22 protein-coding genes are annotated in these 24,432 nt (G+C 73.8%); 9 read left to right on the top strand and 13 right to left on the bottom strand.

Features of this window, described 5'->3' with window-relative positions:
* Positions 1 to 8: 8 nt before the first annotated feature.
* From HCK00_RS20905 to HCK00_RS20890, 4 genes are all read right to left on the bottom strand, one after another.
* A complete protein-coding gene (locus tag HCK00_RS20905; protein ID WP_168103565.1) occupies positions 9 to 1,343 on the bottom strand; it encodes an NADH-quinone oxidoreductase subunit D in 1,335 nt (444 codons plus the stop codon).
* A 109-nt stretch (positions 1,344 to 1,452) separates the two neighbouring features.
* Complete coding sequence (locus HCK00_RS20900; protein WP_168103564.1) at positions 1,453 to 2,229, bottom strand: NADH-quinone oxidoreductase subunit C; 777 nt, start codon at positions 2,227 to 2,229, stop codon at positions 1,453 to 1,455.
* Positions 2,226 to 2,780: a NuoB/complex I 20 kDa subunit family protein gene (locus HCK00_RS20895; protein ID WP_168103563.1), complete on the bottom strand. Its 555-nt coding sequence runs from the start codon at positions 2,778 to 2,780 to the stop codon at positions 2,226 to 2,228. The genes HCK00_RS20900 and HCK00_RS20895 overlap by 4 nt, the downstream gene beginning before the upstream one ends.
* A gap of 38 nt (positions 2,781 to 2,818) precedes the next feature.
* Positions 2,819 to 3,178, bottom strand: coding sequence for an NADH-quinone oxidoreductase subunit A (locus HCK00_RS20890; protein ID WP_168103562.1), 360 nt, complete (start codon positions 3,176 to 3,178; stop codon positions 2,819 to 2,821).
* 1,344 nt (positions 3,179 to 4,522) lie between these two features.
* Between HCK00_RS20890 and HCK00_RS20885 the strand changes: the two genes are divergently transcribed.
* Positions 4,523 to 5,353, top strand: coding sequence for a C40 family peptidase (locus tag HCK00_RS20885; RefSeq protein WP_168103561.1), 831 nt, complete (start codon positions 4,523 to 4,525; stop codon positions 5,351 to 5,353).
* A gap of 270 nt (positions 5,354 to 5,623) precedes the next feature.
* Here HCK00_RS20885 and HCK00_RS20880 read toward each other — a convergent pair whose 3' ends face one another.
* Both HCK00_RS20880 and HCK00_RS20875 read right to left on the bottom strand, forming a co-directional pair.
* Positions 5,624 to 6,910 (bottom strand): geranylgeranyl reductase family protein, encoded by a 1,287-nt coding sequence (locus tag HCK00_RS20880; protein ID WP_168103560.1) that lies wholly within the window; start codon positions 6,908 to 6,910, stop codon positions 5,624 to 5,626.
* Between the two features lie 207 nt (positions 6,911 to 7,117).
* Complete coding sequence (locus tag HCK00_RS20875; RefSeq protein ID WP_168103559.1) at positions 7,118 to 8,116, bottom strand: asparaginase; 999 nt, start codon at positions 8,114 to 8,116, stop codon at positions 7,118 to 7,120.
* A gap of 240 nt (positions 8,117 to 8,356) precedes the next feature.
* On the opposite strand from HCK00_RS20875, the gene HCK00_RS20870 reads away from it, so the two are divergent.
* From HCK00_RS20870 to HCK00_RS20845, 6 genes are all read left to right on the top strand, one after another.
* Positions 8,357 to 8,812: an Lrp/AsnC family transcriptional regulator gene (locus tag HCK00_RS20870; RefSeq protein WP_168103558.1), complete on the top strand. Its 456-nt coding sequence runs from the start codon at positions 8,357 to 8,359 to the stop codon at positions 8,810 to 8,812.
* A 211-nt stretch (positions 8,813 to 9,023) separates the two neighbouring features.
* Complete coding sequence (locus HCK00_RS20865; RefSeq protein WP_168103557.1) at positions 9,024 to 9,566, top strand: DoxX family protein; 543 nt, start codon at positions 9,024 to 9,026, stop codon at positions 9,564 to 9,566.
* 186 nt (positions 9,567 to 9,752) lie between these two features.
* Positions 9,753 to 10,148 (top strand): hypothetical protein, encoded by a 396-nt coding sequence (locus HCK00_RS20860; protein WP_206320679.1) that lies wholly within the window; start codon positions 9,753 to 9,755, stop codon positions 10,146 to 10,148.
* A gap of 265 nt (positions 10,149 to 10,413) precedes the next feature.
* Positions 10,414 to 10,845: a hypothetical protein gene (locus HCK00_RS20855; RefSeq protein ID WP_168103555.1), complete on the top strand. Its 432-nt coding sequence runs from the start codon at positions 10,414 to 10,416 to the stop codon at positions 10,843 to 10,845.
* Positions 10,846 to 10,975: 130 nt separating this feature from the next.
* Complete coding sequence (locus HCK00_RS20850) at positions 10,976 to 12,202, top strand: PLP-dependent cysteine synthase family protein (RefSeq protein ID WP_168103554.1); 1,227 nt, start codon at positions 10,976 to 10,978, stop codon at positions 12,200 to 12,202.
* Positions 12,199 to 13,494: an MDR family MFS transporter gene (locus HCK00_RS20845; protein WP_311765415.1), complete on the top strand. Its 1,296-nt coding sequence runs from the start codon at positions 12,199 to 12,201 to the stop codon at positions 13,492 to 13,494. The genes HCK00_RS20850 and HCK00_RS20845 overlap by 4 nt, the downstream gene beginning before the upstream one ends.
* Positions 13,495 to 13,607: 113 nt before the next feature.
* On the opposite strand, the gene HCK00_RS20840 is transcribed toward HCK00_RS20845, so the two are convergent.
* The 5 genes from HCK00_RS20840 to HCK00_RS20820 all read right to left on the bottom strand — a co-directional run bounded on the left by HCK00_RS20840 (position 13,608) and on the right by HCK00_RS20820 (position 18,151).
* Positions 13,608 to 14,306, bottom strand: coding sequence for a demethylmenaquinone methyltransferase (locus HCK00_RS20840; protein WP_168103553.1), 699 nt, complete (start codon positions 14,304 to 14,306; stop codon positions 13,608 to 13,610).
* A gap of 67 nt (positions 14,307 to 14,373) precedes the next feature.
* The gene (locus tag HCK00_RS20835; RefSeq protein WP_168103552.1) at positions 14,374 to 14,994 is read right to left on the bottom strand and encodes a Uma2 family endonuclease; all 621 of its coding nucleotides are present in this window, start codon (positions 14,992 to 14,994) and stop codon (positions 14,374 to 14,376) included.
* A gap of 125 nt (positions 14,995 to 15,119) precedes the next feature.
* The gene (locus HCK00_RS20830) at positions 15,120 to 15,749 is read right to left on the bottom strand and encodes an imidazolonepropionase-like domain-containing protein (RefSeq protein ID WP_311765414.1); all 630 of its coding nucleotides are present in this window, start codon (positions 15,747 to 15,749) and stop codon (positions 15,120 to 15,122) included.
* A gap of 176 nt (positions 15,750 to 15,925) precedes the next feature.
* Positions 15,926 to 17,140, bottom strand: a complete 1,215-nt coding sequence (gene mqnC / locus HCK00_RS20825; protein ID WP_168103551.1) for a cyclic dehypoxanthinyl futalosine synthase — start codon at positions 17,138 to 17,140, stop codon at positions 15,926 to 15,928.
* A gap of 156 nt (positions 17,141 to 17,296) precedes the next feature.
* The gene (locus HCK00_RS20820) at positions 17,297 to 18,151 is read right to left on the bottom strand and encodes a menaquinone biosynthetic enzyme MqnA/MqnD family protein (protein ID WP_168103618.1); all 855 of its coding nucleotides are present in this window, start codon (positions 18,149 to 18,151) and stop codon (positions 17,297 to 17,299) included.
* 771 nt (positions 18,152 to 18,922) lie between these two features.
* On the opposite strand from HCK00_RS20820, the gene HCK00_RS20815 reads away from it, so the two are divergent.
* Positions 18,923 to 19,126, top strand: coding sequence for a cold-shock protein (locus HCK00_RS20815; RefSeq protein ID WP_168103550.1), 204 nt, complete (start codon positions 18,923 to 18,925; stop codon positions 19,124 to 19,126).
* A gap of 110 nt (positions 19,127 to 19,236) precedes the next feature.
* Here HCK00_RS20815 and HCK00_RS20810 read toward each other — a convergent pair whose 3' ends face one another.
* Entirely contained in the window at positions 19,237 to 19,953 is a 717-nt protein-coding gene (locus HCK00_RS20810; RefSeq protein WP_168103549.1) for a DUF4232 domain-containing protein, read from the bottom strand.
* Between the two features lie 196 nt (positions 19,954 to 20,149).
* On the opposite strand from HCK00_RS20810, the gene HCK00_RS20805 reads away from it, so the two are divergent.
* On the top strand, positions 20,150 to 21,694 hold the full coding sequence (locus HCK00_RS20805; protein ID WP_168103548.1) for a transcriptional regulator: 1,545 nt from the start codon (positions 20,150 to 20,152) through the stop codon (positions 21,692 to 21,694).
* A 265-nt stretch (positions 21,695 to 21,959) separates the two neighbouring features.
* Here HCK00_RS20805 and HCK00_RS20800 read toward each other — a convergent pair whose 3' ends face one another.
* A complete protein-coding gene (locus tag HCK00_RS20800) occupies positions 21,960 to 23,831 on the bottom strand; it encodes an AMP-dependent synthetase/ligase (protein WP_168103617.1) in 1,872 nt (623 codons plus the stop codon).
* Between the last annotated feature and the right edge of the window lie 601 nt (positions 23,832 to 24,432).

The following is a 24,432-nucleotide window of genomic DNA, read 5'->3' as shown; positions in this document are numbered from 1 at the left end:
GGGTGCGCTCACCGGTCAACGCCTCCCATCACGGGGTCGAGGGATGCGACGGCGACGATGACGTCGGCGACCTGGCCGCCCTCGCACATCGCCGCCACGGCCTGCAGGTTGGTGAAGGAGGGGTCCCGGAAGTGGACCCGGTAGGGGCGGGTGCCGCCGTCGCTGACGGCGTGCACGCCGAGTTCGCCCTTGGGCGACTCCACCGCCACGTAACTCTCGCCCGGCGGGACCCGGAAGCCCTCCGTGACCAGCTTGAAGTGGTGGATGAGGGCCTCCATCGAGGTCCCCATGATCTTCTTGATGTGGTCCAGGGAGTTGCCCAGGCCGTCGGGGCCGAGGGCGAGCTGCGCGGGCCAGGCGATCTTCTTGTCGGCGACCATCACCGGGCCCGGCTCCAGCCGGTCCAGGCACTGCTCGACGATCCGCAGGCTCTGCCGCATCTCCTCCAGCCGGATCAGGAACCGGCCGTAGGAGTCGGCGGTGTCGGCGGTCGCCACCTCGAAGTCGTAGGTCTCGTAACCGCAGTAGGGGTCGGTCTTGCGCAGGTCGTGCGGGAGCCCGGTGGAACGGAGCACGGGCCCGGTGACACCGAGCGACATGCAGCCGGCCAGATCGAGGTGGCCGACGTTCCGCAGCCGGGCCTTGAAGATCGGGTTCCCGGTGCACAGGGCGTCGTACTCCGGGAGGTTCTTCCGCATCTGCTTGATGAACGCGCGGACGGCGTCCACGGAGCCGGGCGGCAGATCCTGGGCGAGACCGCCGGGGCGCACATAGGCGTGGTTCATCCGCAGGCCGGTGATCAGCTCGAAGAGGTCCAGGACCAGTTCGCGGTCGCGGAAGCCGTAGATCATCACGGTGGTGGCGCCCAGCTCCATGCCACCGGTGGCGATGGCCACCAGGTGCGAGGAGATCCGGTTGAGCTCCATCATCATCACGCGGATGACGTTCGCCCGGTCCGGGACGTCGCCCTCGATGCCGAGCAGCCGCTCGACCGCCAGGCAGTACGCCGTCTCGTTGAAGAACGGCGTGAGGTAGTCCATGCGCGTGACGAACGTGGTGCCCTGCGTCCAGGTCCGGAACTCGAGGTTCTTCTCGATGCCGGTGTGCAGATAGCCGATGCCGCAGCGGGCCTCGGTCACCGTCTCGCCGTCGATCTCCAGGATGAGCCGGAGCACGCCGTGCGTGGACGGGTGCTGGGGGCCCATGTTGACGATGATGCGCTCGTCGTCGGCCTGGGCGGCGGCCTGCGCCACCTCGTCCCAGTCGCCGCCGGTGACGGTGTAGACCTTGCCCTCGGTGGTCTCGCGCTCCTGGGCCTGCTCCTGCGGATGCGAGGTCGTCATCGGGTCCCTCCTCGCGGGGTGGGGGCCGGGCGGCCGGCGGGCATGGGTGCCCCCGCGGCCCGCTGCCGGTGGGTCTCGGGGGCCGGTCGCCCCCCGGGGATGCGCGGCATCAGTGGTACGACCTCCGCTGGTCGGGAGCCGGGATCTGGGCGCCCTTGTACTCGACGGGGATGCCGCCGAGCGGGTAGTCCTTGCGCTGCGGGTGGCCCTGCCAGTCGTCCGGCATCATGATCCGGGTGAGCGCGGGGTGGCCGTCGAAGATCAGCCCGAAGAAGTCGTAGGTCTCGCGCTCGTGCCAGTCGTTGGTCGGGTAGACCTCGACGAGCGACGGGATGTGCGGGTCGCCGTCCGGCGCGCTCACCTCCAGCCGGATCAGCCGGCCGTGGGTCAGGGAGCGCAGGTGGTAGACGGCGTGCAGCTCACGGCCCGTGTCCCCCGGGTAGTGCACCCCGCTCACGCCGGTGCACAGTTCGAAGCGGAGCGCCGGGTCGTCCCGGAGCGTCCGCGCGACCTGCGGCAGATGGGCGCGGGCGATGTGGAAGGTCAGCTCGCCGCGGTCGACCACCGTCTTCTCGAGCGCCTCCGCCGGGTTCAGCCCCTGCTCCTCCAGGGCCCCCTCCAGTTCGTCGGCGACCTCGTCGAACCAGCCGCCGTACGGCCGGACGGCCGGGCCGGGCAGCCGCACGCTGCGCACCAGCCCGCCGTAGCCCGAGGTGTCGCCGCCGCCCTCGGCACCGAACATGCCGCGCCGGACGCCGATGACCTCGCCGTGCCGGCCGCGCTGCCCGGGCAGGTTCTGCGCGTTGAGATCCTGGTCGGGGTTGGCCCCGCTCGCACCGGCCTCCCGGCCCGTGGGCGCGTTCCCTCCCGCGTTCGCTTCGCTCACCTCAGCAGGCCCTTCATCTCGATCACGGGGAGCGCCTTGAGCGCCGCCTCCTCCGCCTCCCGGGCCGCCTGTTCGCGATTGACGCCGAGCTTCTCTTCCTTGATCTTGGCGTGCAGCTTGAGGATCGCGTCGATCAGCATCTCGGGGCGCGGCGGGCAGCCGGGCAGGTAGATGTCCACGGGGATGACGTGGTCCACGCCCTGGACGATCGCGTAGTTGTTGAACATGCCGCCGCTGGAGGCGCAGACACCCATGGAGATGACCCACTTGGGGTTCGGCATCTGGTCGTAGACCTGGCGCACCACCGGGGCCATCTTCTGGCTCACCCGGCCCGCGACGATCATCAGGTCGGCCTGGCGGGGCGAGCCGCGGAACACCTCCATGCCGAAGCGGGCCAGGTCGTAGCGGCCGGCCCCGGTCGTCATCATCTCGATCGCGCAGCACGCGAGCCCGAACGTGGCCGGGAAGAGTGAGGACTTGCGGACCCAGCCCGCCGCCTGCTCCACCGTCGTCAGCAGAAAACCGCTCGGCAGTTTCTCTTCGATACCCATGGCTTCTCCTTCGTTCCCCTAGTCCCAGTCAGTCCCGGTCAGTCCCAGTCGAGTCCGCCGCGGCGCCACACGTAGGCGTAGGCGACGAAGACGGTGAGCACGAAGAGGAGCATCTCGACGAGTCCGAAAATCCCGAGGGCGTCGAAGGAGACGGCCCATGGGTAGAGGAAGACGATCTCGATATCGAAAATGATGAAGAGCATCGCCGTCAGGTAGTACTTGATCGGGAATCGGCCACCGGAGGGCGGCTGCGGCGTGGGCTCGATCCCGCATTCGTACGCCTCGAGTTTGGCCCGGTTGTAGCGCTTGGGGCCGACGATCGACGCCATGACCACGGAGAAGATCGCGAAGCCTGCACCGAGGGCGCCGAGCACGAGGATGGGTGCATAGGCGTTCACGCTGCTCGCTCCTTCCAGTCGACGGTGACTGCTGGTCCCCACGCCCGTCGGGCGCCGGGGGCGGCCGACGCACCGTGGCCGCCCCCACGAAGATCGTGTTTATGTGAGGCAGTTCACAAGCCCGGGCCGAGGGCATCCTATGACGCCCGCTCTGTGATCTGCGACACGGGGGTCACCTCGGCCTTTGTGATCTCCACCACCCGGGCGCCGCCCGGCGCGACGAACGCCGGAACTCTCCCTACCGCAGGCGCTCGGAGGAACACAAGACGTGATGACGGATGGATTTACCGCAGGTCAGGGAGCGTGCGAGCTAGCAGAGACATGGCGTCTCAGACAAATTGGCGCTGGTCGTCGCCGCGTGCTAGACCCGCCGGACCCGGTTCGGCGGGCTCCGGCGCGCGCCCCCGGGTGGCCAAGATCACTGGAACGTGCGCGGATTCACGTGGCGGCGGCGCCGGGACGGAGCGTGCGCACCGGCGGAACGCGGCGGCGGGCGCAGCGGCGCGAGGACCCAGGGGAGCGGCCCCCGCGGCAGGGGCACACACCGGACGAGCACGACCGGCCGCCGGAGTTCCGCGCTCGGCCCCGAAGGGCCGGCGGGCCGGTGCCCGGGCGGGCCCCCGCGCACCGGCCACCAACGACGTGGCGCGTGCGGACGCGAGTTCGGGCGCGCCACGGCACGGCCGGCGTACGGTCCGGCGGCGGGAAATCCGGCCCGGTGCCGCTTTCCGGCAAAGACGGCGGCACACTTCCCGGAACTGCCCGGCGGGGAGGGAACAGAGGACTCCACTCTTTTTCTCCGGGCGGATTTCCCTGCCGCCCCACCCGGAGACCCCGATAGCCGGAGCCCCGGAGCCCCGGACCGCCGGAGACCTCACCACCCGGAGCCCCGGATGCCCGGAGACCTCGAACGGTCCGGGGAACACGCGCCCGACCCCACTCCCGGGGTGGCGCCCTTGGGGCATCCGGGAACCCGGCACCGCGACCGGAGGACGGCGCGCGTGCGCTGTGAAAACGCCTGGCCACGGCCGGTCACCGCCCGCTCCGCCGCTTATCACGGATTTCCGTCACCCACCGGGAGAGCCGGAATTCGTGAGCTTCACCACTCCCGTTCCTGCGCGGGGATCCGCTGCCTGGCCCCTTCGCGGGGTGGGGTGATAGGCACTGGACAAAACGGGCCAATCCCTTGAAGTCCTTGCTCACAAGCACACAGCTGACGCGCTATCACAGACCGGTAACGGGGTTTGAAGATCGAATTCCGGTTAATGCCGGTGTGCGGGTGACCGCTGTGGCGGAGAACACTGTTGTTGATCGCAACGATCGTCCTTTGATAGCCAGGGACCCATGTCCCATAGCGCTCACATACCCCGCCACCGGAAACCCCGGCGCAACGCCCCCGTCAAGGTGCTGCGTTCCGGGATTGCCGGTGGCGTCCTCAGCACCATCGCGGTGACGGCGGCCGCATCCTCCGCCAACGCCGCGCCCGCCACTCAGACGGCGGAGATGCCGACGATCAGCGCCGCGTTCGCCGAGGACGTGGCCGCCTCCACCGCCGCCACCCAGCAGGCGGCCCTCGAACTGGAGATCGCCGGCGAGCGCGCGGCTCTCGCCTCCGCCGAGAAGAAGGCGGAGAAGAAGGCCCGCGCCCAGGCGGAGCGCACGGCGGAGGCCGAGCGCAAGGCCGAACGGGCCGCCGAGCGCCGCGCCGAGGCCGCTCGCCAGGCCGCCGCCGAGCGGTCCGACCGCTCGCAGGAGCGCACCACCCTCAGCGCTCCCTCCACCGCCCCCTCCGCCACACCGGGCGCGGGCTCGGCCGCCACCGGCAGCGCCGCCTCCGTGGTGGAGTTCGTCAAGGCCCAGGTCGGCAAGGCGTACGTGAGCGGCGCCACCGGCCCCTCCGCGTACGACTGCTCGGGCCTGACCAGCGCCGCCTTCCGGACCGTCGGGGTCTCCCTGCCGCGCGTCTCGGGCGACCAGTCCACCGCGGGCACCCCGGTCTCCCTCGGCTCCCTCCAGCCGGGCGACATCCTGTACTGGGGCTCCGCGGGCAGCGCCTACCACGTGGCCGTCTACATCGGCGACGGCAAGTGGGTGGGCGCGCAGAACCCCAGCACGGGCGTCGTCGAGCGCGACCTCGACTGGGACCCGCCGACGGGCGCCGTCCGCGTCCTCTGACGGCACCGCCTCCCCCACGGGCCCACCGGCGTCCACGCGCCGCCCGGCCCAGGCGGACAGCACGGAGGGTCGCCATCCGGAACGTTCCGGATGGCGACCCTCACTTTCGGCCCGGCCGGCTGGTCATGATCATTTAGCCGACTGCGGATCCGCCGGCCAGCACGTCGACTGATGGGTGCGACGTGCGATGGTCTCGACATCACGGTCGTGATGGAGCTGTGTCATGCCCGGGAGCCGCCCGGGCTGCCGACGCCGGCGGGCGCCGCGCCGCTACGCCCGCGGCGCCACCTTGCTCAGGCCGTTGATGATGCGGTCCATCGCGTCGCCGCCCGTCGGGTCGGTCAGGTTGGCCAGCATCTTGAGGGTGAAGCGCATCAGCAGCGGGTGGGTGAGGCCGCGCTCCGTCGCCACCTTCATCACCTTCGGGTTGCCGATCAGCTTCACGAAGGCGCGGCCCAGCGTGTAGTACCCGCCGTAGGTGTCCTTGAGCGCCTTCGGGTAGTGGCGCAGGGCCAGTTCGCGCTGGGCCGGCGTCTGCCGCGCCTGCGCCTGCACGATCACCTCGGCCGCCATCCGCCCCGACTCCATGGCGTAGGCGATGCCCTCGCCGTTGAACGGGTTGACCAGCCCGCCGGCGTCCCCCACCAGCAACAGGCCGCGGTGGTAGTGCGGCTGCCGGTTGAAGGCCATCGGCAGCGCGGCGCCGCGGATCGGGCCCGTCATGTTCTCCGGGGTGTACCCCCAGTCCTCCGGCATCGAGGCGCACCACGCCTTGAGGATCTCGCGCCAGTCCAGCTCCTTGAAGGCGGAGCTGCTGTTGAGGATGCCGAGTCCCACGTTGGAGGTGCCGTCGCCCATGCCGAAGATCCAGCCGTAGCCGGGGAGCAGGCGGTCCTCCGGGCCGCGCCGGTCCCACAGCTCCAGCCAGGACTCCAGGTAGTCGTCGTCATGGCGGGGGGAGGTGAAGTAGGTGCGGACGGCCACGCCCATCGGGCGGTCCTCCCGCCGGTGCAGGCCCATCGCCACCGAGAGCCGGGTGGAGTTGCCGTCCGCGGCGATCACCAGCGGCGCGTGGAAGGTGACGGGGGTCTTCTCCTCGCCGAGCTTTGCCTCGACGCCGGTGATGCGGCCGGTGCGGTCGTCCCGCAGGGGCGCGCCGACGTTGCAGCGCTCGTGGAGCCGCGCCCCGGCCTTCTGCGCGGCGTGGGCGAGCTGCTCGTCGAAGTCGTGGCGCCGGCGGACCAGCCCGTAGTCGGGAAAGGAGGCGAGCTCCGGCCAGTCCAGCTGGAGCCGGGAGCCGCCGCCGATGATGCGCAGCCCCTTGTTCCGCAGCCAGCCGGCCTCTTCGGAGATGTCGATGCCCATGGCGACGAGCTGCTTGACGGCACGGGGCGTCAGCCCGTCACCGCAGACCTTCTCGCGGGGGAAGGCCGTCTTCTCCAGCAGCAGGACGTCCAGTCCGGACCGGGCCAGGTGGTACGCCGCCGTGGAGCCGGCGGGCCCGGCTCCGACGACGATGACATCGGCGCTGCGCTCGTTGAGGTCGGTGTCGGTCACGTCGGGTCTCCCGGCGAGAGGCGGAGCGCAGGACACGCACCGGGCGGCCTGCTGGGAACGGCCCAAGTCTATGCAGGCGAACGGAGACCGCCATGGCGGGGCGTCTCCGGCGGGCGGGCGGCCGGGCGGTTCCGGACCGGCTGTCAGGTCAGGTCCTGGTCCGGTCCTGGTCCGGTCCGTGCCCGGTCCCCGCCCCCGGCTCCGCGGTCAGACCAGGGCCGGCGCCGTGGCCGGGTCGACGACCCGGCGCAGGGCGGCCGTCCGTTCGTCCCCGTCCGTGGCGGACATCAATGCGGCCAGCACCGCCATCCGTGACTGCCCGGCCCGGAGCGAGCCGGTCGGCACCGCGCCCGCCTCGATCAGGTCCACGGCCCCGCCGCCCGTGTAGAGCGGGGTGACGGGGCCCGCCGGGACGCGGGTGGTGAGGGCGACCAGGACGCCCCGTTCCGTGGCGCGGGCGACGGCGTCGGTGAACGCCGGGGTGGCGTTGCCCGCCCCGGTGGCGACGAGGACGACACCGCGCGCCCCCGCCTCCACCGCGGCCTCGAAGAGCAGCGGGTCGGCGTCCGCGTGGTGCATGACCATGTCCACCCGCGGCAGCGGCGCCTCCAGCGAGGGCAGCGGCAGCGGCTCGATGCGCTCGGGCCGGCGCAGGACGGTCACCTTCCCGAAGCCCACCCTGCCGACCGCGCCGCAGGACGGGTCCCGGAAGGCGTCGGGGGCCGTGGTGTGCGTCTTGACCGTGCCGCGCGCGGCGTGCACCTGGCCCGCGAAGACCGCGAGCGTGCCCAGGTCCTGCACGGTCGCGGCGGTCAGCAGGGCGTCGTAGAGGTTGCCGGCGGCGTCCCCCTCGGCGTCCTCCAGCGGGCGCTGGGCACCGGTGAAGACGACGGGACGGCGGTCCGCGTGGTGCAGGTCGAGGAGGAAGGCCGACTCCTCCAGGGTGTCCGTGCCGTGGGTGACGACCACGCCGTCCACCGACGGGTCCTCCAGCACCTCGTGGACCGCGCGGAGCAGCGTGATCTGGTGCGCGGTGGTCAGCCGCGGGCTGTTGACCGTGAAGAGGTCGACCACCTCGGTGGTGACGCCGTCGGGCAGATCGGCGGCGGCGAGGACGTCCTGCCCGCCCGCGTCCGCCGCGTATCCCTTGCCCTGCCAGCGGCTGGCTATCGTCCCGCCCGTGGTGACCACGACGACCCGTCGCATGCTGCCCCCTCGCCCGTCCGGATCCGGAGAAAAAACTGAGAACGCCAAGAACGCTACGAACGCTGTGAACGCTTTCTGCTGTGCACGCCGAGCGCCGCGCGACCGGCGTGATGGAGCGACCGGTCCGAGCACACCGGCGGCGACGGAGTGTCGCCCTACCGGCAAGTTTAGCCAGCTTCGCCCGAAATAAGTTGCCAAGAAGGCTGGTCTACGCGCCTTGAATTGGCAGAGAATACCGGCATGGATGCTATCGACAGCAGTATCTTGCGCGAGCTCCAGAAGGACGGGCGGCTGACCAATCAGGAGCTGGCCCAGCGGGTCGGCCTCTCCCCCTCCCCGTGTCTGCGCCGGGTGCGCCAGCTCGAACAGGACGGCGTGATCCGCGGCTACCGCGCGCTGCTCGACCCGGCCTCGGTGGGCCGGGGCTTCGAGGTGCTCGTCTCGGTGGAGGTCCGCCGGGACCGCGCGACGGTGGAGGCCTTCGAGGAGGCGCTCCAGGACCTCCCCGACGTGGTCGAGGCCTACCGCCTCTTCGGCAGCCCGGGCTGCCTGCTGCGGATCGCGGTCGCGGACATCGAGACCTACGAGCGGCTGTGGATCGAGAAGATCACGGCCCTGCCGGGGGTGACGGAGGTCAACTCACAGATCGTGATGAAACGCATCAAGGAGCCGCAGGGACTGCCCCTGGACGGCTGACGGGCGGTGCCGCAGAGCGCCCGGTGAACCATCGCGGGCCGCGATCCGTAGCCCTCGGCGAGGGCGCGCACCCCACCGGTGTCCGCGTCGGCGGCCCCCACCGGCCCGTCACCTCGCCACCTCGTCACCTCGTCACCTCGTCACCTCGTCACCTCGTCACCTCGTCACCTCGTCACCTCGTCACCTCGTCACCTCGTCAAGGAGCGTCACCATGGAGACCTCGCGGCGGTCCGCGGCTCTCGACCGCAACCGGCCCTACGTCCTGAGCCTCTTCCGGGCCGTGGTGGGCCTGCTGTTCGCCTGCCAGGGAGCGGCCTCCGTCTTCGGGCTGCTCGGCCGCGATCCGGAGACCGTGGGCGCCTGGCCACTGTGGTACGCGGGTGTGATCGAACTGGTGGTGGGCGTCCTGGTGCTGCTGGGTTCCGCCACCCGGTCCGCGGCCTTCCTCGGCGCCGGCGCGATGGCCTTCGCCTACTTCACCGTCCACCAGCCGCAGGGGCTGTTCCCGATGCAGAACGACGGCGAGGGGGCCGCGCTGTACTGCTGGGCGCTGCTGCTCCTCGTCTTCAGCGGCCCCGGGCCGTGGTCGCTGGACGGCCTCCTCGGCCGCGGCGACCAGCGGTCACACCCGGCACCGGAGCGGCTGCCGCGGCAGCCGAGTCCGCCCGGTCCACGCGCGGCCTCCGGAGCCACACGGCCGGACCGGGCCGGCCGCGGCTCCGGCCGAAGGCGAAGCCGGCGCGGAGGCCCGTGACCGGGATCCGGGGTCCGGGGTCCGGACGGGCGGCGCGGCCGGCCCGTGGCGTGCCGACGCGCGGGTTCCCGGAAGACGTCATTCCCGCGCCGGAGAAGACGCTACGATCACGGCGTGGTCACGAACCGGTCTCCCCGCGGAACGCGGCGGGCACGCTCATGGGCCGGCCCACTGCATCTCCTCGGGTTGGCCGCCCTGCTGCTGGGTTTCGTCTACGCCCACGGCGTGAGCACCGAAGGCGTCGCGGGGCACTTCAACGCCGCCGTGGCGAGCGCCCTGCGGGACGCCCCCGGCGACCGGTCCGCCCCCGCACTCCCCGGCACCGAGCAGGCGCCGCCCGAGGCCGGTCCCCTCGACGCGCACCGCCACGGCCCCGCCCCCCACGCCCCCTCGCACCCCGCACCGGAGTGCACGCCGGGGCAGCCGCAGCAGGGCGTGGCCGTCAGCGCCCCCTGCCCCTCTCCGCTGGGTGAGGGGCTGCCGCACCCCTGGGCGGACGGCCACCAGGCCTCCCCGGACGGCGTGCGGGCGGCCGCCTCGCCACCGTGGGCATCCAGGTCCTCCGTCGTCTTGCGGGTCTAGCTCCGGCGCGCTCCCGCCGGCCGGTTCCGCACCAGGAGATCAGCGGCCCATCCGCGTCCACCATGCGTGGGTCCGTCCTGATCTCCATGGGGCTCCGTCCTGATCCCGGCGCCTCGTCTCGCGCATGGCCGTTCGCTGCCCGAACGGCCCGGACGGCCCGAACGGCCGGACAGCCCGGACAGCGGTGCCCGCCCCCGCTCGCCGATCTCCCCCTGTGCTCTCCCCTGCCCATCACCGGGGGAGACAGCCGCCGCACGGAGGACCTGTGCCGAACGACCACCCCGGCGCCCGCCCGGCCCGGCCCGTTCCCCCCTCGCCCCGCCGGCTTCTGGCCCTGGTGCTGGGCGCCTTACTCCTGACGGGGCTCTTCCACTGCCCCGTCCTTCCCGCCCTGGGCCACCAGGGTCAGCTCCCGTCGCCGACGGCGGCCGGGGGCACGGCACCGCACACCGCGACCGCGCCGCAGGGCGAGCCCGGGCACTCACACCACGGTGCCGCCTGCACCTCTCCCGGCCTGATCCCCCAGATCCAGGGCGCCTCCGACGCCCCGACGCGCGCCGCGGCACCCCCCGCGGCCGGCGCGGCACCGGTGGTCGCGGCCGCCGGGCTGCCGGCGCTCCGCCGCCGGCGCCGTGGACGCCGGACAGCCATACCGGGCCGCTCCGTGCTCTGCCGTGTCTGCCGGTGGCGCAGCTAGACCTCTCCGTCGCAGCCGTACCCCACGGCTGCCGCGTGCTGCCCGCCGGGACGGGCCCGTCCACCGTCCCGCGCGGTCCGCACGCGAGATGAGCGCACCTCCGACACCCCTCATCGAACGAGAGCGGACCATGCCTTCTCCGACCACCGACCTGACACCTCCCGCCCGCTCAGCCCTGTCCGGGCTGGTCGGCAACACCCCGCTGCTGCGGGTCTCGGAGCCTCTCGCCCCGGCCGGCCGCGGCTTCTGGGCGAAGCTGGAGGGCTTCAACCCCGGCGGCATCAAGGACCGTCCGGGCCTGCACATGGCCGAGCGGGCCCGTGCCCGCGGCGAGCTGCTGCCGGGTGCCCGGATCATCGAGTCGACCAGCGGCACGCTCGGCCTCGGCCTCGCCCTGGCCGGGATGGTCCACGGCCACCCCGTCACCCTGGTCACCGACCCGGGCCTGGAGTCCTCCATGTCCAAACTGCTGATGGCCTACGGCGCCCAGGTCAATGTCGTCTCCGAGCCGCACCCCACCGGGGGCTGGCAGCAGGCGCGCCGGGAGCGGGTGGCCAGGCTGAGGGAACAGCACCCCGGCTCCTGGTGCCCGGATCAGTACAACAACCCCGACAACACGACCGCCTACACCCCGCTGGCCCTGGAACTGGCCAGGGAGCTGGGCCACATCGACGTCCTGGTGTGCAGTGTGGGCACCGGCGGGCACTCGGCCGGGATCTCGCGGGTGCTCCGGCAGCTCTACCCGGGGCTGAGGCTGGTCGGCGTGGACACCGTCGGTTCGACGATCTTCGGTCAGCCCGCCCGGCCCCGGCTCATGCGCGGCCTGGGCTCCAGCATCTACCCCCGCAATGTGGCCTACGGCAGCTTCAGCGAGGTGCACTGGGTCTCCCCGGCCGAGTCGGTGTGGACCTGCCGCCGGCTCGCCACCTCGCACTACGCCACCGGTGGCTGGAGTGTCGGGGCGGTGGCGCTCGTCGCCGGGTGGCTGGCCCGGACCCTGCCCGCGGACGCCCGCATCGCGGCGGTCTTCCCCGACGGCCCGCAGCGCTACCTCGGCACCGTCTACGACGACGACTACTGCGCCGCCCACGGCCTGCTCGACTCACCGCCCGCGCCGGAGCCGGAGGTGATCGGCCGGCCCGACGAGAAGGAGGTCACGCGCTGGACGCGGTGCGAGAACATCGTGGACCCGCTCACGCCGGCCGAGCCCGGTCACCCAGGTGACCCGGCCCGTTCCCCCGGCGCGCCGGGGACGGACGCGGGGACGGACGCGGGGACGGACGCCGGGACGCCGCCGGGCGGCGGCGCCTCCGAGCGCCGGGCCGGCCCCGGCGCCGCCGAGGAGGACGGCCGGTGAAGGGCACCCTCGCACAGGTCCGTTCCCACGAGCGCGGCATCCAGCTGCTGATGGTGAACCAGTTCACCATCAACCTCGGCTTCTACATGCTGATGCCGTACCTGGCGGCGTATCTCGCCGGGCCCGTGGGGCTGGCGGGCTGGCTCGTCGGGCTGATCCTCGGCGTGCGGAACTTCAGCCAGCAGGGCATGTTCCTGCTCGGCGGAACGCTCGCCGACCGGCTCGGCTACAAGCCCATGATCATCGCCGGTCTCGTGCTGCGTACCGCCGGCTTCGCGACGCTCGGCCTCGTGCAGTCCGTGCCCGCCCTCCTGGCCGCCTCGGCCGCGACGGGACTGGCCGGAGCGCTGTTCAACCCGGCCGTGCGCGCCTACGTGGCGGCGGACGCCGGTGACCGCCGGGTCGAGGCGTTCGCGCTGTTCAACGTCTTCTACCAGGCCGGAATCCTGCTCGGCCCGCTGGTGGGCATGGTGCTGACCGGCGTCGACTTCCGTCTGACCTGCCTGGTCGCGGCCGGGATCTTCGCCGTGCTGGGCGCCGTGCAGCTGCGGGCCCTCCCCGCCCGCCGGGGCGACGACGCCGGCCAGGCGCCGGGGCAGCGGGACGGGGTGCTGTCCCAGTGGCGGGGCATCGTGTCCAACCGGCCGTTCCTGCTGTTCTCGGTCGCCATGACCGGCTTCTACGTCATGCAGTTCCAGGTCTATCTGGCCCTGCCCCTGGAGGTACGGCGCCTGGGCGGCGACGGGACGTTCGGTACGGGGGCGGTGGCGGTGCTGTTCGCCGTCTCGGGGCTGAGCACCATCCTGTTCCAGACCCGGGTGACCGCCTGGTGCAAGGCCCGGCTGGCCCCGGGCCGCGCGCTGGCCTGGGGGCTGCTGACCATGGGGCTGGGCTTCCTCCCGCTGCTGGCCGCCACCGCGGTCCCGGTGCCGGCCGGCGGGCCGGGGCTGTGGCTGCTCGCGGCCGTGCCCCCGGCACTGTCCGCGCTGCTCCTGGCGATCGGCACGATGATCGCGTACCCCTTCGAGATGGACACCATCGTCCGCCTCTCCGGCAACCGGCTCATCGCCACCCACTACGGCCTGTACAACACCGTCTGCGGGATCGGCATCACCCTCGGCAATCTGCTGACGGGCGCCGCGCTCGACACCGCACGGGCCGCCGGGATGTCCGCCCTGCCGTGGGTGGCGCTGTCCGTGCTCGGCCTCGTCTGCGCGGCCGCCGTCCTCGGGCTGCACCGCACGGGCAGGCTCGCGTCTCCCGGCGCCCAGCCGGAACTCGCCACCGCCTGACGCCCATGGCCCCGCGCCGGAGGGGCGGGAGGCACGTACCTCCCGCCCCTCCGGCCGGTCGCTCTCCGCCACGCACCGCCGGGCCGGCGGCGGCCGTCAGTCCTCGGCGGCGGTCAGCCCTCGGTCTTCACGCCCCGGTGCAGGGCCACGATGCCGCCGGTCAGATCGCGCCAGGCGACCTTCGACCAGCCCGCCTTCTGCAGCCGGCCCGCCAGCGCGGGCTGGTCGGGCCAGGCGCGGATGGACTCCGCGAGATAGACGTAGGCGTCCGGGTTGGTGCAGACCGTGGTGGCGATCGGCGGCAGCGCCCGCATCAGGTACTCGGTGTAGACGGTGCGCAGCGGCGCCCAGGTGGGGTGGGAGAACTCGCAGATCACCACCCGGCCACCGGGCTTCGTGACCCGCAGCAGCTCGGCGAGCGCCGCGTCGGTGTCCTGGACGTTCCGCAGCCCGAAGGAGATCGTCACCGCGTCGAAGCTGCCGTCCGCGAACGGCAGCTTGGTGGCGTCCCCGGCGGTGAAGGGGAGGCCGGGCTGCCGCTTGCGGCCCTCACGGAGCATCCCGAGGGAGAAGTCGCAGGGGACGACGTAGGCGCCGGCGGCGGCGAACGGCTGGGAGGAGGTGCCCGTGCCGGCCGCCAGGTCGAGGACGGTCTCCCCGGGCCGGGCGGCCACGGCCCGCACCACGGCCTTCCGCCAGAGCCGGGTCTGGCCCAGCGACAGCACGTCGTTCGTCAGGTCGTACTTCGGCGCCACGTCGTCGAACATGGCGGCGACTTCGTGCGGCTGCTTGTCCAGGGAGGCTCGGGTCACCGTCCCATTGTGGCCGGTGCGCGGTGGAGCCGGTGCGGCGGGTCGGGGCCGCGGCGCCCCGGGACGGTCAGCGCCCGATGAGACCCGCCAGGTCGATCGCCACGGGGAAGGGGAGATCCGTCTCCAGCTTGCCGGTGTGCAGCGGACGCGCGGGGGCCGGAACGTACATGCCCAGGTCATGGTGGAGCCACAGTTCGTGGATGACCGGCAGGCCGTCGTCGCCGCGTTCCACCCGCCAGTAGTACGGCACCTTGGCCGCCGCGAACATCGCGGGCTTCCGGATGCGGTCGTCCTGACGGGATCCCGGGGACACCACCTCGACCACCAGGGAGACCTTGTCGACAGGAACGCACTCCAGGGTGAAAGGATCAAGCTCCCGCTCGTCGAAGACCATGACGTCGGGTTTCGTCGGGTTGTACTCGTCCACCAGGACGCACTGCTCCGTGGCCACGGTGAACGGCTCCTGGACGGCGCTCTCCAGCCGGTGGTAGATCCGGTCCCTGACACGGTTGTGCCACCAGCTCGTCATCCCCCGTACCACGATGCGCCCGTCCATCAGTTCCCAATCGAAGGGAAGATCCAAGTCCTTCACCTGCTCGTACGTCCAGCCCTGGTGGGGCGGGTACATCCAGGTGTCCGGGGTGGCCTTCTGCTGCCGTTCGTGTTCGGCGACCATCGCTACTCCCATGGGACGCATCATGGCGGGGCGTGCGGATCACATCGTCGGGTACGACCGTACCGCCGCCCGAAGTGATGGTGGGGCTTCGCCGCCGTTGACGTCGCGGCGACGGTGGGGCGGCACCGGTGGTGTGGTCAGGCGCGCCGGTGGACCAGGCGGCCCGCGATCACCGTGGCGAGACAGGGCCCGATGGCGGCGGCGTCCCGCGCGGCCGGGGTACCGGGCGCGGGCCCGTCCGGGGTCCCGGTCCCCGGCGTCTCCACCGCGTGGACCGCGAAGTCCGCGCGGGCGCCCGGTGCCAGCGGCGGCGGTGCGGTGGGGGCGCCCGGCGGCAGGACACGCAGGCCGGAGCGGGCCACGGCGGTGCGGACCCGGGGGCGGTCGAAGGGCCCGGTCAGGCCGGTGGTGCCGGCGGCGAGGAGGCGTTGCAGGCCACGCCGGGCGCTCGCGCCCCAGTCGGCGTCGGTGAGGCCCAGCGCCGCCGGCGCGTCACCGGTGACCGGCGCGGTGCCCAGCCGGTCCGCCTCCCGGGGGTCCGGGTGGTAGGTGGCCTCCAGCCAGGCGCGGGCGGCCGGTTCATGGCGGCCGGGGGCGAGTTCGCCGTCCCAGTCCCGGACGCGGGCCCGCTCGCCGCAGGCGGCGCGCACCTCGTCGTACGGTCCGGCGGCGGTGATCCGGTCGCCGTCCACCGCCACGGCGTGCCCGGGGTGCGGCGGGCCGCCGGCGGTGTAGCGCACCGTCCGGGCGCGGTGGATCGTCAGCACGGCAGGCTCCCGCGTGTCACCTGTTCACTCCTTGCCCCGTCCGGGCGGGCGGCGGGGCCGGCGACGCCCCGGCACCCGGCCGGTGGCTACCTCGCCCGGCCGCCCGGCCGCCCGGCCGCCCGGCCGCTCGGACCCGGGACCCGGGCCCGGGTCCCGGGCCCGGGCGCCCGGCCCGCTCAGCCGGCGTCGACGAGCTTCAGCTCGGGATGGGCGGTGCCGCCCTCGATGGCCGTGGAGGAGAGATGGGAGACGACGTGGTCGTCGGTGGGGTCGTTCGCCGGGTCGTCGTGCACCACCAGGTGCTCGTACGTGGTCGCGCGCTGCGCCGGGACGCGGCCCGCGGCCCGGATCAGGTGGAGCAGCTCCAGCCGGTTGGAGCGGTGCCGGGCGCCGGCCGAGGAGACGACGTTCTCCTCCAGCATCACCGAGCCCAGGTCGTCCGCGCCGTAGTGCAGCGAGAGCTGGCCGGCCTCCTTGCCGGTGGTCAGCCAGGAGCCCTGGATGTGGGCGACGTTGTCGAGGAAGAGGCGGGCCACGGCGATGATCCGCAGGTACTCGAAGAGCGTGGCCTGGGTCCGGCCCTTCAGGTGGTTGTTCTCCGGCTGGTAGGTGTACGGGATGAAGGCGCGGAAGCCGCCGGTGCGGTCCTGGACGTCCCGGATCATCCGCAGGTGCTCGATCCGCTCGGCGTTGGTCTCGCCGGTGCCCATCAGCATGGTGGAGGTGGACTCGACGCCCAGCCGGTGCGCCGTCTCCATGATCTCCAGCCACCGCTCGCCGGACTCCTTGAGCGGCGCGATCACCTTCCGCGGCCGGGCGGGCAGCAGCTCGGCGCCGGCACCCGCGAAGGAGTCCAGGCCGGCGGCGTGGATGCGGCGGATCGCCTCTTCGGGGGTGACCCCGGAGATCCGGGCCATGTGGTCGACCTCGGAGGCGCCGAGGGAGTGGATGACGAGCTGCGGGAACGCCTTCTTGATCGCGGAGAAGTGCTCCTCGTAGTACTCGACCCCGTAGTCCGGGTGGTGACCGCCCTGGAACATGATCTGGGTGCCGCCCAGTTCGACGGTCTCGGCGCAGCGGCGCAGGATGTCGTCGAGGTCGCGGGTCCAGCCCTTGGCGGTGTCCTTGGGGGCCGCGTAGAAGGCGCAGAACTTGCACGCCGTGACGCAGACGTTGGTGTAGTTGATGTTGCGCTCGATGATGTACGTCGCGATGTGCTCGATGCCCGCGTAGCGGCGGCGGCGCGCGGCGTCGGCGGCGGCGCCCAGGGCGTGCAGCGGGGCGTGACGGTAGAGGTCGAGCGCTTCTTCCGGGGTGATCCGGCCGCCCTCGGCGGCGCGGGCGAGTACGGCTGCGCGGTTCGAGTCCGGGGACTCGGCGTTCTCGGGCACCGGGGCATCCGTCCCTTCCGGAAGATGTGTACGAACCGATCCAGCGTACGTGACCCCACCCCGGCCCCGGCGGGGCGGGCGTTCCCCCGCGGCCGCTCCCCCACCGCCCGGCCACCGGCGCCGGGGCGCCCGGGACTCCCCCGGCCACGGGTCCGGCTACGTGCCCCCGCCGCCGGGGGCATCGGTGGACTCGTCCCCGAGCAGCCGGACCCGGACGTCCGCCGGGAAGCCCGTCGTCGGACCGGTACGGCGGGCGAACTCCGCGATGCCGGCGAGCTGGCGCGGGCCGAGGCTGAAGTCGAGGGTGGTGAAATAGCGTTCGAGCACCCCGGAGTCGAACGCCTCCCAGCGAGCCGCCTGTTCGGCCACCTTGGTGACCTCTTGCAGGGACAGGTCCCGGGAGGCCAGGAAGGCCTCATGGACCTCGCGCACCAGTTCGGGTTCGCGCGCCAGGTAGTCGCGGCGGACGGCCCAGACGGCGAAGACGAACGGCAGGCCCGTCCACTCCTTCCAGAGCTGCCCCAGGTCGTGCACGCCCAGCCCGTAGCGGGGCGCCTCGTGCAGCGCGGCGCGCAGGGCGGGATCGCCGATGAGCACCCCCGCCTGCGCCTCCCGCATCATCAGCCCCAGGTCGGGCGGGCAGCTGTAGTAGTCCGGGGCGATGCCGTAGCGCTCGGCGAGCAGGAGCTGCGCGAGCCGCACCGAGGTGCGGGAGGTCGAGCCGAGCGCGACGCGCTCCCCGTCCAGCCGGTCCAGCGGGAGCTGGGAGACGATGTGGCAGGACATGACGGGCCCGTCGCAGCCCACCGCGATGTCCGGAAGGGCCACCAGCTCGTCGGCGTGGCGGAGGAACTCCACGAGGGTGACCGGCCCCATGTCCAGGTCCCCGGCGATCAGCCGTTCGCTGAGCCTCTCCGGGGTGTCCTTGCACAGGTCCAGGTCGAGCAGGGTGCCGGTGCGGGCGAGTCCCCAGTACAGGGGCAGGCAGTTGAGGAACTGGATGTGGCCCACCCGGGGCCGGTCGCGCCGCTCATGGGCGACGCCGGAGGCCCGGGGGGCACGGCGGTCGCGGCCGTCGGCGTCACCGTGCGGGAGCCCCGGTGCGGGCGCCGGACGGCCGGGCCGGGGCGCGGGGTCCGCGGGCCCCGCCGGGGCGATGGGGTCGGAATGGTCCACTCCACGAGGCTAACGCCGTCCGGGACGGGCGCCGGGAGCGGGGCACCGCGGGGACGCGGCCGGCCGGGGGTGAGCCGGGCGGCGGACGGGGGACGGTGGCCGGGGCGGCGACGGGGCGTGGGTCCGCCCGGGCGCCCCTCCGGCCCGTCCGCTCCGGCCCCCCGATCCGCCACCCGGCCACCCCGTTCACCCTGATGGCCGTGGCGAGCCCGGCGATCTCGCGGGTCCTCGCCGTCCGTGGCGGCAAGGTACGGACCACCGCGGTGATCCGTACGAGTGATTCCGGCGGCTCCGGCGGGTGACCCCGGAGCGTCGCCCGGAGCCGTCCCGGCCGGATGGAGGACCGAGGAGCCGCCGCCGGCGGACCCTCGGTCCTCCATCGCGGCCCAGGTCACAGCCGGTTCTGCAAGATGCCGGGCGCCTCGCCACGAGTGATCTTCGCCTCATTCCCGCCGGGAAGCGACCGTGTTAGGCTCACGGCAAGTTGCAGTTTGGTTTCCCTAGCAGTACAGAGCCTGCGGATCATGTGACTCCGCGGGCTCTCGTTTTCTTCAGACTTCTTGCAGGTTCTGGAGCAGGGCAACCCTTTGGCCCAAGGAGGGCTTTATGGCTACCGGAACCGTCAAGTGGTTCAACGCCGAGAAGGGCTTCGGCTTCATCGCCCAGGACGGCGGCGGCCCCGACGTCTTCGTCCACTACTCCGCGATCAACGCGTCTGGTTTCCGCTCCCTGGAGGAGAACCAGCCCGTGAACTTCGACGTGACCCAGGGCCCGAAGGGCCCGCAGGCGGAGAACGTCACCCCGGCCTGATCCTCGGCGATCACCGGGCCGGCCGATCGCGGCCGACCGCAGTACCCAAGGAGCCCCGCTCCCCCGGCTTGCCGGGGGAGCGGGGCTCCTGCCCGTCTCCGGCGGCGGTGTCACCAGAGGAGGGCGTCCTCCCGCGAAGCCTGCCAGTACGAGACCTTGAGGGTGTCGTCCACCCGCACACCCCCGGCGGGCAGTTCGGGGTGGGCCGGCCCCCCGACGCTCCCGCCGCCGTCGGCCCCGAAGAAGTGGACGGACAGGGACCGCTCCGTGTGGGTCCCGGAGCCGCTGCCGTCGGCCGCGGACAGGATCACGGAGGCGTAGCCGGACTCGCCCGGCTCCAGGGTGACGACGGCCTGCGGGCGGCTCTCCTCGATGGCCGGCGGCACGGACTGCGCCTCGCCGAAACGGACGGCCGGATACGTGTACAGGTGGCAGGTGCGGCTCCCGGTGTTGGTGACCGTGAGCAGGAGGTGGTTCAGCGGCCGCCGCACGAGGGACGCGACGGTCCTGGTGTTGGCGCTCCGGCAGGTGACGGCGGTGGCGTCGCCACCCTCGCCGGCCCCGTCCCGCTCGGACGACGCGGGGACCACCCCGTTGGTCTTGTCCCCGGCCTGCTTCGAACCGCCGGACGCCGGCCGCGCGTCCTCGCCGGGGAGGGAACCGGCGCCGGACCGCGGTGAGTCGGGGGTGGTGGCGGTGCGGATCGCGGCGGAGCCCTCGTCGCGGACGCCGGAGCCGTCGTCGCACGCCGTCAGGGAGAGGACCGCGAGCACGCCGGTCGCGGCGGCCGCCAGGAAGCGCGGGCGGGAGTTCCGGATGCTGAGCATGTGATGGCGCCTTTCGGTGCTGTGGTGGGTGCGGTGCTTGGATGGCCCCAGCTTGTGCGGCCGTCCGTCCCCACCGCCACGGTCACCCGGCAGTTGGGGACGCGGGAACGCCCGAACCGGCCGTGACCTGGGGGAACACGGCGTTCCTGGAACGCGGGAACGGGACACGCCGGGCCCGAGAACGGAGAGGGGAGCGATGGATCCGGGGGCGGCAGGTGCGACGGGGGCCACCGAGGAGGCGGAGGATTTCGCGGCGTTGCTGCGGGAACTCAAGGAGCGCTCGGGGTTGAGTTACGGGACGCTCGCCAAGCGGCTCCACATGAGCACGTCGACCTTGCACCGCTACTGCAACGCCACCGCCGTCCCGGCCGACTACGCCCCGGTCGAACGGCTCGCCCGGCTCTGCCGGGCGACCCGTCCCGAGCTGGTCGAGCTGCACCGGCGGTGGATCGTGGCGGACGCGGCGCGGAGGCGTAGGGGAGCGGGGCGGGACGAAGCCGGGCGGGACGGAGCGGGGCGGAATGCCCCGGCCGGGGCCCCGGGGGAACCGGAGCGATCGCCCGCACCGGGGCAGGACGCCCGGCCGGAGCAGGGGGTTCGGCCGGAGCAGGGAACCCGGCCGGAGCAGGAGGCCCACCCGGAGCAGGAGGACTCGGCACCCGCCGTCGGCTCCCGCCCCGGCGGCCCGGCCGGGGACGCCGCCGGGCGCGCCGCCGGCGCGGAGGACACGCCCCCGGGCCCGGCGAAGGGCCCGGAGCCCACGGGAGCCGCTCGCCCCGGGGCCGACGGGCCGGGTCCCGCCGCCGGCCCCGGCGCCCCGGTCCCGGCCCGCACCCGGTCCCGGCGGTACCGTGCCCCGCTCGCCGTCGCCGTCGCCGTCACGGTCACCGCGATCACCGTGCTCGCCGCCTACCTGGCCACCTCCGCGGACCGCGGGGACCGGGCCGGCGGTGGGACCGCCGGGTCCGTGGACACCTCCGGCCCCGCACGGGCGGAGGACTCATCTGCGCCGCCGTCGGGCTCGCCCACGCCCTCCGCCTCCCGCGGCGCGGGAGCCGGGGAGCAGTCCGCCGGAAGGCCGTCCGCCGGGGAGCCGGAGCGCGCCCGCCCCGGGGCCGGCGGCGCCACCGGAGGGACCGGCGTACCGCTCACCGTCGCCACCCGCCCCTATGTCTACGCCGGCCCGTGCAGCCAGAACTTCCTGGTCGACAGCGAGCCCGAGCGGGTCGGCCCGCCCGCCGGCGAACAGGACGCGCCCCGCTGGGCCGCCGCGTACGGAGCCGTCTCCTCGGGGGAGCAGCGCGTCGGCCTCACCGTGCAGGGCACGGGGAAGGAGACGGTCGTGCTGGAGGCGCTGCACGTGCGCGTCGTCTCGAAAGGCGCTCCGCTCGCCTGGAACGACTACGCGATGGGCTCCGGGTGCGGCGGCGACGTCGGCACCACGGAGTTCTCCGTCGACCTCGACGGCGGCTCCCCGGCGGTGACCGCCGGGGGTGTGCGGTCCTTCCCGTACAAGGTCAGCGAGTCCGACCCGGAGGTCTTCTACGTCACCGCCCGCACCACGGCGTATGACGTCCGCTGGGATCTCACCCTGGAGTGGTCCAGCGGTGACCGCCGTGGCAGCGTCCGCGTCGACAACGGCGGCACCCCGTTCCGCACCAGCTCCGGCGCCGGCCGCCCCGCCTACGCCTACCCGCCGGGCGGCGACGAGTGGATCGCGCAGCGGCCGGACACCTCCTGAGACGCGTCCGCCTCCCGGCGTGCGCGCCGGGAGGCTCCGCGGCGGGAGGCTCCGCGGCGGTCCCGGAGACCACGGCACGGGGGCGGACCGTGCGGCCGGGGCACGGCCCGCGCGGAACGGACCGGCGCGGAACCGGGCCCGCCCGGACCGGGCCCGCGCAGAACGGACCCGCCCGGAATGGACCCGCGCGCCGGCGATCCCCGCGAGCACCCACCCGGTCCGGGGATCACCGGCCCCGCGCCGCACCGCACGACCGGCCGGACGGCTACCCCGCGTTCCGCTCGCGCCGGTACAGTTCCTCGATCTCCTCCCCGAAGTCGCGGTGGATCGCCGCGCGCTTCAGCTTCATCGACGGCGTCAGATGGCCGCCGTCCTCGGTGAACTCCCGGTCCAGCACCCGGAAGCGGCGGATGGACTCGGCCCGGGAGACCGAGGTGTTGGCCTCGTCCACGGCCCGCTGGAGGTCGGCGAGGAGTTCCGGATCGCGCACCAGTTCGCCGAGCGGGACGTCCTGCTTCTTCCGCATCCGCCGCCAGTGCAGCAGCCCGTCGGGCTCCAGGGTGATCAGCGCGGTGATGTACGGGCGGTCGTCACCGACCACCATGCACTGCCCGACCAGCGGATGCGCCCGCAGCCGGTCCTCCAGCGGCGCGGGGGCGACGTTCTTCCCCGCGGCGGTGACGAGGAGCTCCTTCTTCCGGCCGGTGATGGTGAGATAGCCGTCGGCGTCGAGGGCGCCCAGGTCACCGGTGGCGAACCAGCCGTCCACGTCCGTCGCCGGGACGGCCCGGCCGGCCCCGGAGTCCCAGTAACCGTCGAAGACGTGCCCGCCGCGGAGCAGTACCTCCCCGTCCTCGGCGATCCGGACGGCCGAACCCGGCAGCGGCTGCCCGACCGTGCCGAGCCGGGGCCGCAGCGGTGGCGTGACGGTGGAGGCGGCGGTGGTCTCGGTGAGTCCGTACCCCTCGAAGACCTGGATGCCGGCGCCGGCGTAGAAGGCGGCGAGCGGGTGGCCGAGGGGGGAGCCGCCGCAGATGGCGTAGCGGACCTTGCCGCCGAGCGCGGCCCGGATGCGCCGGTAGACCAGCGGGTCGTAGAGCAGGCGGGCGGCCCGCAGGCCGATCCCCGGGCCGGGGCCGGTGCCGTGCTGGGCGGCCTCCACCGCCTCGCCGTACCGCCGGGCGATCCGGGCGGCGCGGTCGAAGGAGGAGGCGCGGCCCATCTTCTCCGCGGTGGCGCGCCCGGTGTTGTAGACCTTCTCCAGGACGTAGGGGATGGCGAGGAGGAAGGTCGGGCGGAAGCCGGCCAGCCCGGCCAGCAGCTCCTCGGTCTGGATGGAGGGCGCGTGCCCCAGCCGGACCCGGGCGCGCAGGCAGCCCACGGCCACCATCCGGCCGAAGACGTGGGACAGCGGCAGGAAGAGCAGGGTCGAGGCCGGCTCCTTGGACACCGACTTGAAGACGGGGTGGAGCAGTTCGATGGAGTTGTCCACCTCGGCGAGGAAGTTGCCGTGGGTGAGCACACACCCCTTGGGGCGGCCGGTGGTGCCGGAGGTGTAGATGAGGGTGGCGACGGAGTAGGGCCCCAGCAGCGCCCGGCGGGCGGCAACCGCGGAGTCCTCCACGTCCTCCCCGGCCTTCACGAGGACGGAGACGGCGCCGTCGTCGAACTGCCAGACGTGTTTCAGCTCCGGCAGATCCGGGCGGACGGAACCGATCAGCCGGGCCTGCCCGATGTCCTCCACCACGCAGGCGGCGGTGGCGGAGTCCTGGAGGATCCACCGGGCCTGCTCGGCGGAGGAGGTCGGGTAGACGGGGACGGTGACCAGCCCGGCCGCCCAGGCCGCGAAGTCCAGCAGGGTCCACTCGTAGGTGGTCCGGGCCATGATCGCCAGGCGGTCGCCGGGCTCCAGGCCATGGGCGATCAGGCCCTTGGCGACGGCCAGCACCTCCTGGGCGAAGGTGGCCGCCGAGACGTCCCCCCAGCCGCCGTCCGGCCGCGCCCGGCTGAGGACGGTCTCGGTGGGCGCCTCGGTGGCGTTGACGAACGGGATGTCCGCCAGCGACCCCCGCTCGACGGGCGGGACGAGCGCGGGAACGGCGACCTCCCGGACGGTGCCGCCCGCCCGCGTCACCATCGGCGTGGGCGAGGTGGGAGGGGCGGTCGGGGTGAGCGTGGCAGCGGACGCTGCGCTGTGGTGGGGGCGGGACACGGGCGGCTCCTGAAGGTCTCGGCCGCGCCCGGCGGACGGCGCCACAGGCGAGGGCGCCGTCCACCGGGGACGGACGCCGGCTCCCGGCGGGGCCGGCGGTCGGTGGGGGGAACGAGCTGCGCGGGACGGGGGCGTGGGACGGGAGGTCGGTGGGGCGGTTCCCGGAGGGGCCGGCGGTCGAGGGCCGGAGGTCGGGAGTCAGAGGTCGGGGCCGGCGGTCGGGGGTCGGGGGCGGCGGTCGGTGGTCGGGGGCGGCGGTCGGTGGTCGGGGGCGGGGCCGGTGGTCGGGGGCGGGGCCGGTGGTGCGGGGGCGGGGCCGGTGGTGCGGGGTGGTGCGGGGTGGTGCGGGATGGTGCGGGGTGGTGCGGCGGCGGGGCGCGGCGGGGGGGGGCCCCGCGACCGCCCGCCCCCGCGGCCCCCCCCCCCCGCCCCCGGCCCCCGGGGCCCCCCCCCCCCCCCCCCCCCCCGGGGGGGGGGGGGCGGCCCCCCCCCCCCCCCCCCCCCCCCGGGCCCCCCCCCCCCCCCC

The sequence above is a fragment of the Streptomyces zingiberis genome, assembly GCF_012034935.1.
GTDB classification, from domain to species: domain Bacteria; phylum Actinomycetota; class Actinomycetes; order Streptomycetales; family Streptomycetaceae; genus Streptomyces; species Streptomyces zingiberis.
The sequence above is the reverse complement of the archived record's forward strand: the minus strand, read 5'-3'. Positions and strand labels throughout refer to the sequence as shown.

What these genes read in the sequence shown, in the direction of transcription:
- HCK00_RS20905 (WP_168103565.1), bottom strand. Translation starts at nt 1,343, where the DNA reads ATGACGACCTCGCATCCGCAGGAGCAGGCCCAGGAGCGCGAGACCACC.
- HCK00_RS20895 (WP_168103563.1), bottom strand. Translation starts at nt 2,780, where the DNA reads ATGGGTATCGAAGAGAAACTGCCGAGCGGTTTTCTGCTGACGACGGTG.
- HCK00_RS20885 (WP_168103561.1), top strand. Translation starts at nt 4,523, where the DNA reads ATGTCCCATAGCGCTCACATACCCCGCCACCGGAAACCCCGGCGCAAC.
- HCK00_RS20875 (WP_168103559.1), bottom strand. Translation starts at nt 8,116, where the DNA reads ATGCGACGGGTCGTCGTGGTCACCACGGGCGGGACGATAGCCAGCCGC.
- HCK00_RS20870 (WP_168103558.1), top strand. Translation starts at nt 8,357, where the DNA reads ATGGATGCTATCGACAGCAGTATCTTGCGCGAGCTCCAGAAGGACGGG.
- HCK00_RS20865 (WP_168103557.1), top strand. Translation starts at nt 9,024, where the DNA reads ATGGAGACCTCGCGGCGGTCCGCGGCTCTCGACCGCAACCGGCCCTAC.
- HCK00_RS20850 (WP_168103554.1), top strand. Translation starts at nt 10,976, where the DNA reads ATGCCTTCTCCGACCACCGACCTGACACCTCCCGCCCGCTCAGCCCTG.
- HCK00_RS20835 (WP_168103552.1), bottom strand. Translation starts at nt 14,994, where the DNA reads ATGGGAGTAGCGATGGTCGCCGAACACGAACGGCAGCAGAAGGCCACC.
- HCK00_RS20815 (WP_168103550.1), top strand. Translation starts at nt 18,923, where the DNA reads ATGGCTACCGGAACCGTCAAGTGGTTCAACGCCGAGAAGGGCTTCGGC.
- HCK00_RS20810 (WP_168103549.1), bottom strand. Translation starts at nt 19,953, where the DNA reads ATGCTCAGCATCCGGAACTCCCGCCCGCGCTTCCTGGCGGCCGCCGCG.
- HCK00_RS20805 (WP_168103548.1), top strand. Translation starts at nt 20,150, where the DNA reads ATGGATCCGGGGGCGGCAGGTGCGACGGGGGCCACCGAGGAGGCGGAG.
- HCK00_RS20800 (WP_168103617.1), bottom strand. Translation starts at nt 23,831, where the DNA reads ATGGTGACGCGGGCGGGCGGCACCGTCCGGGAGGTCGCCGTTCCCGCG.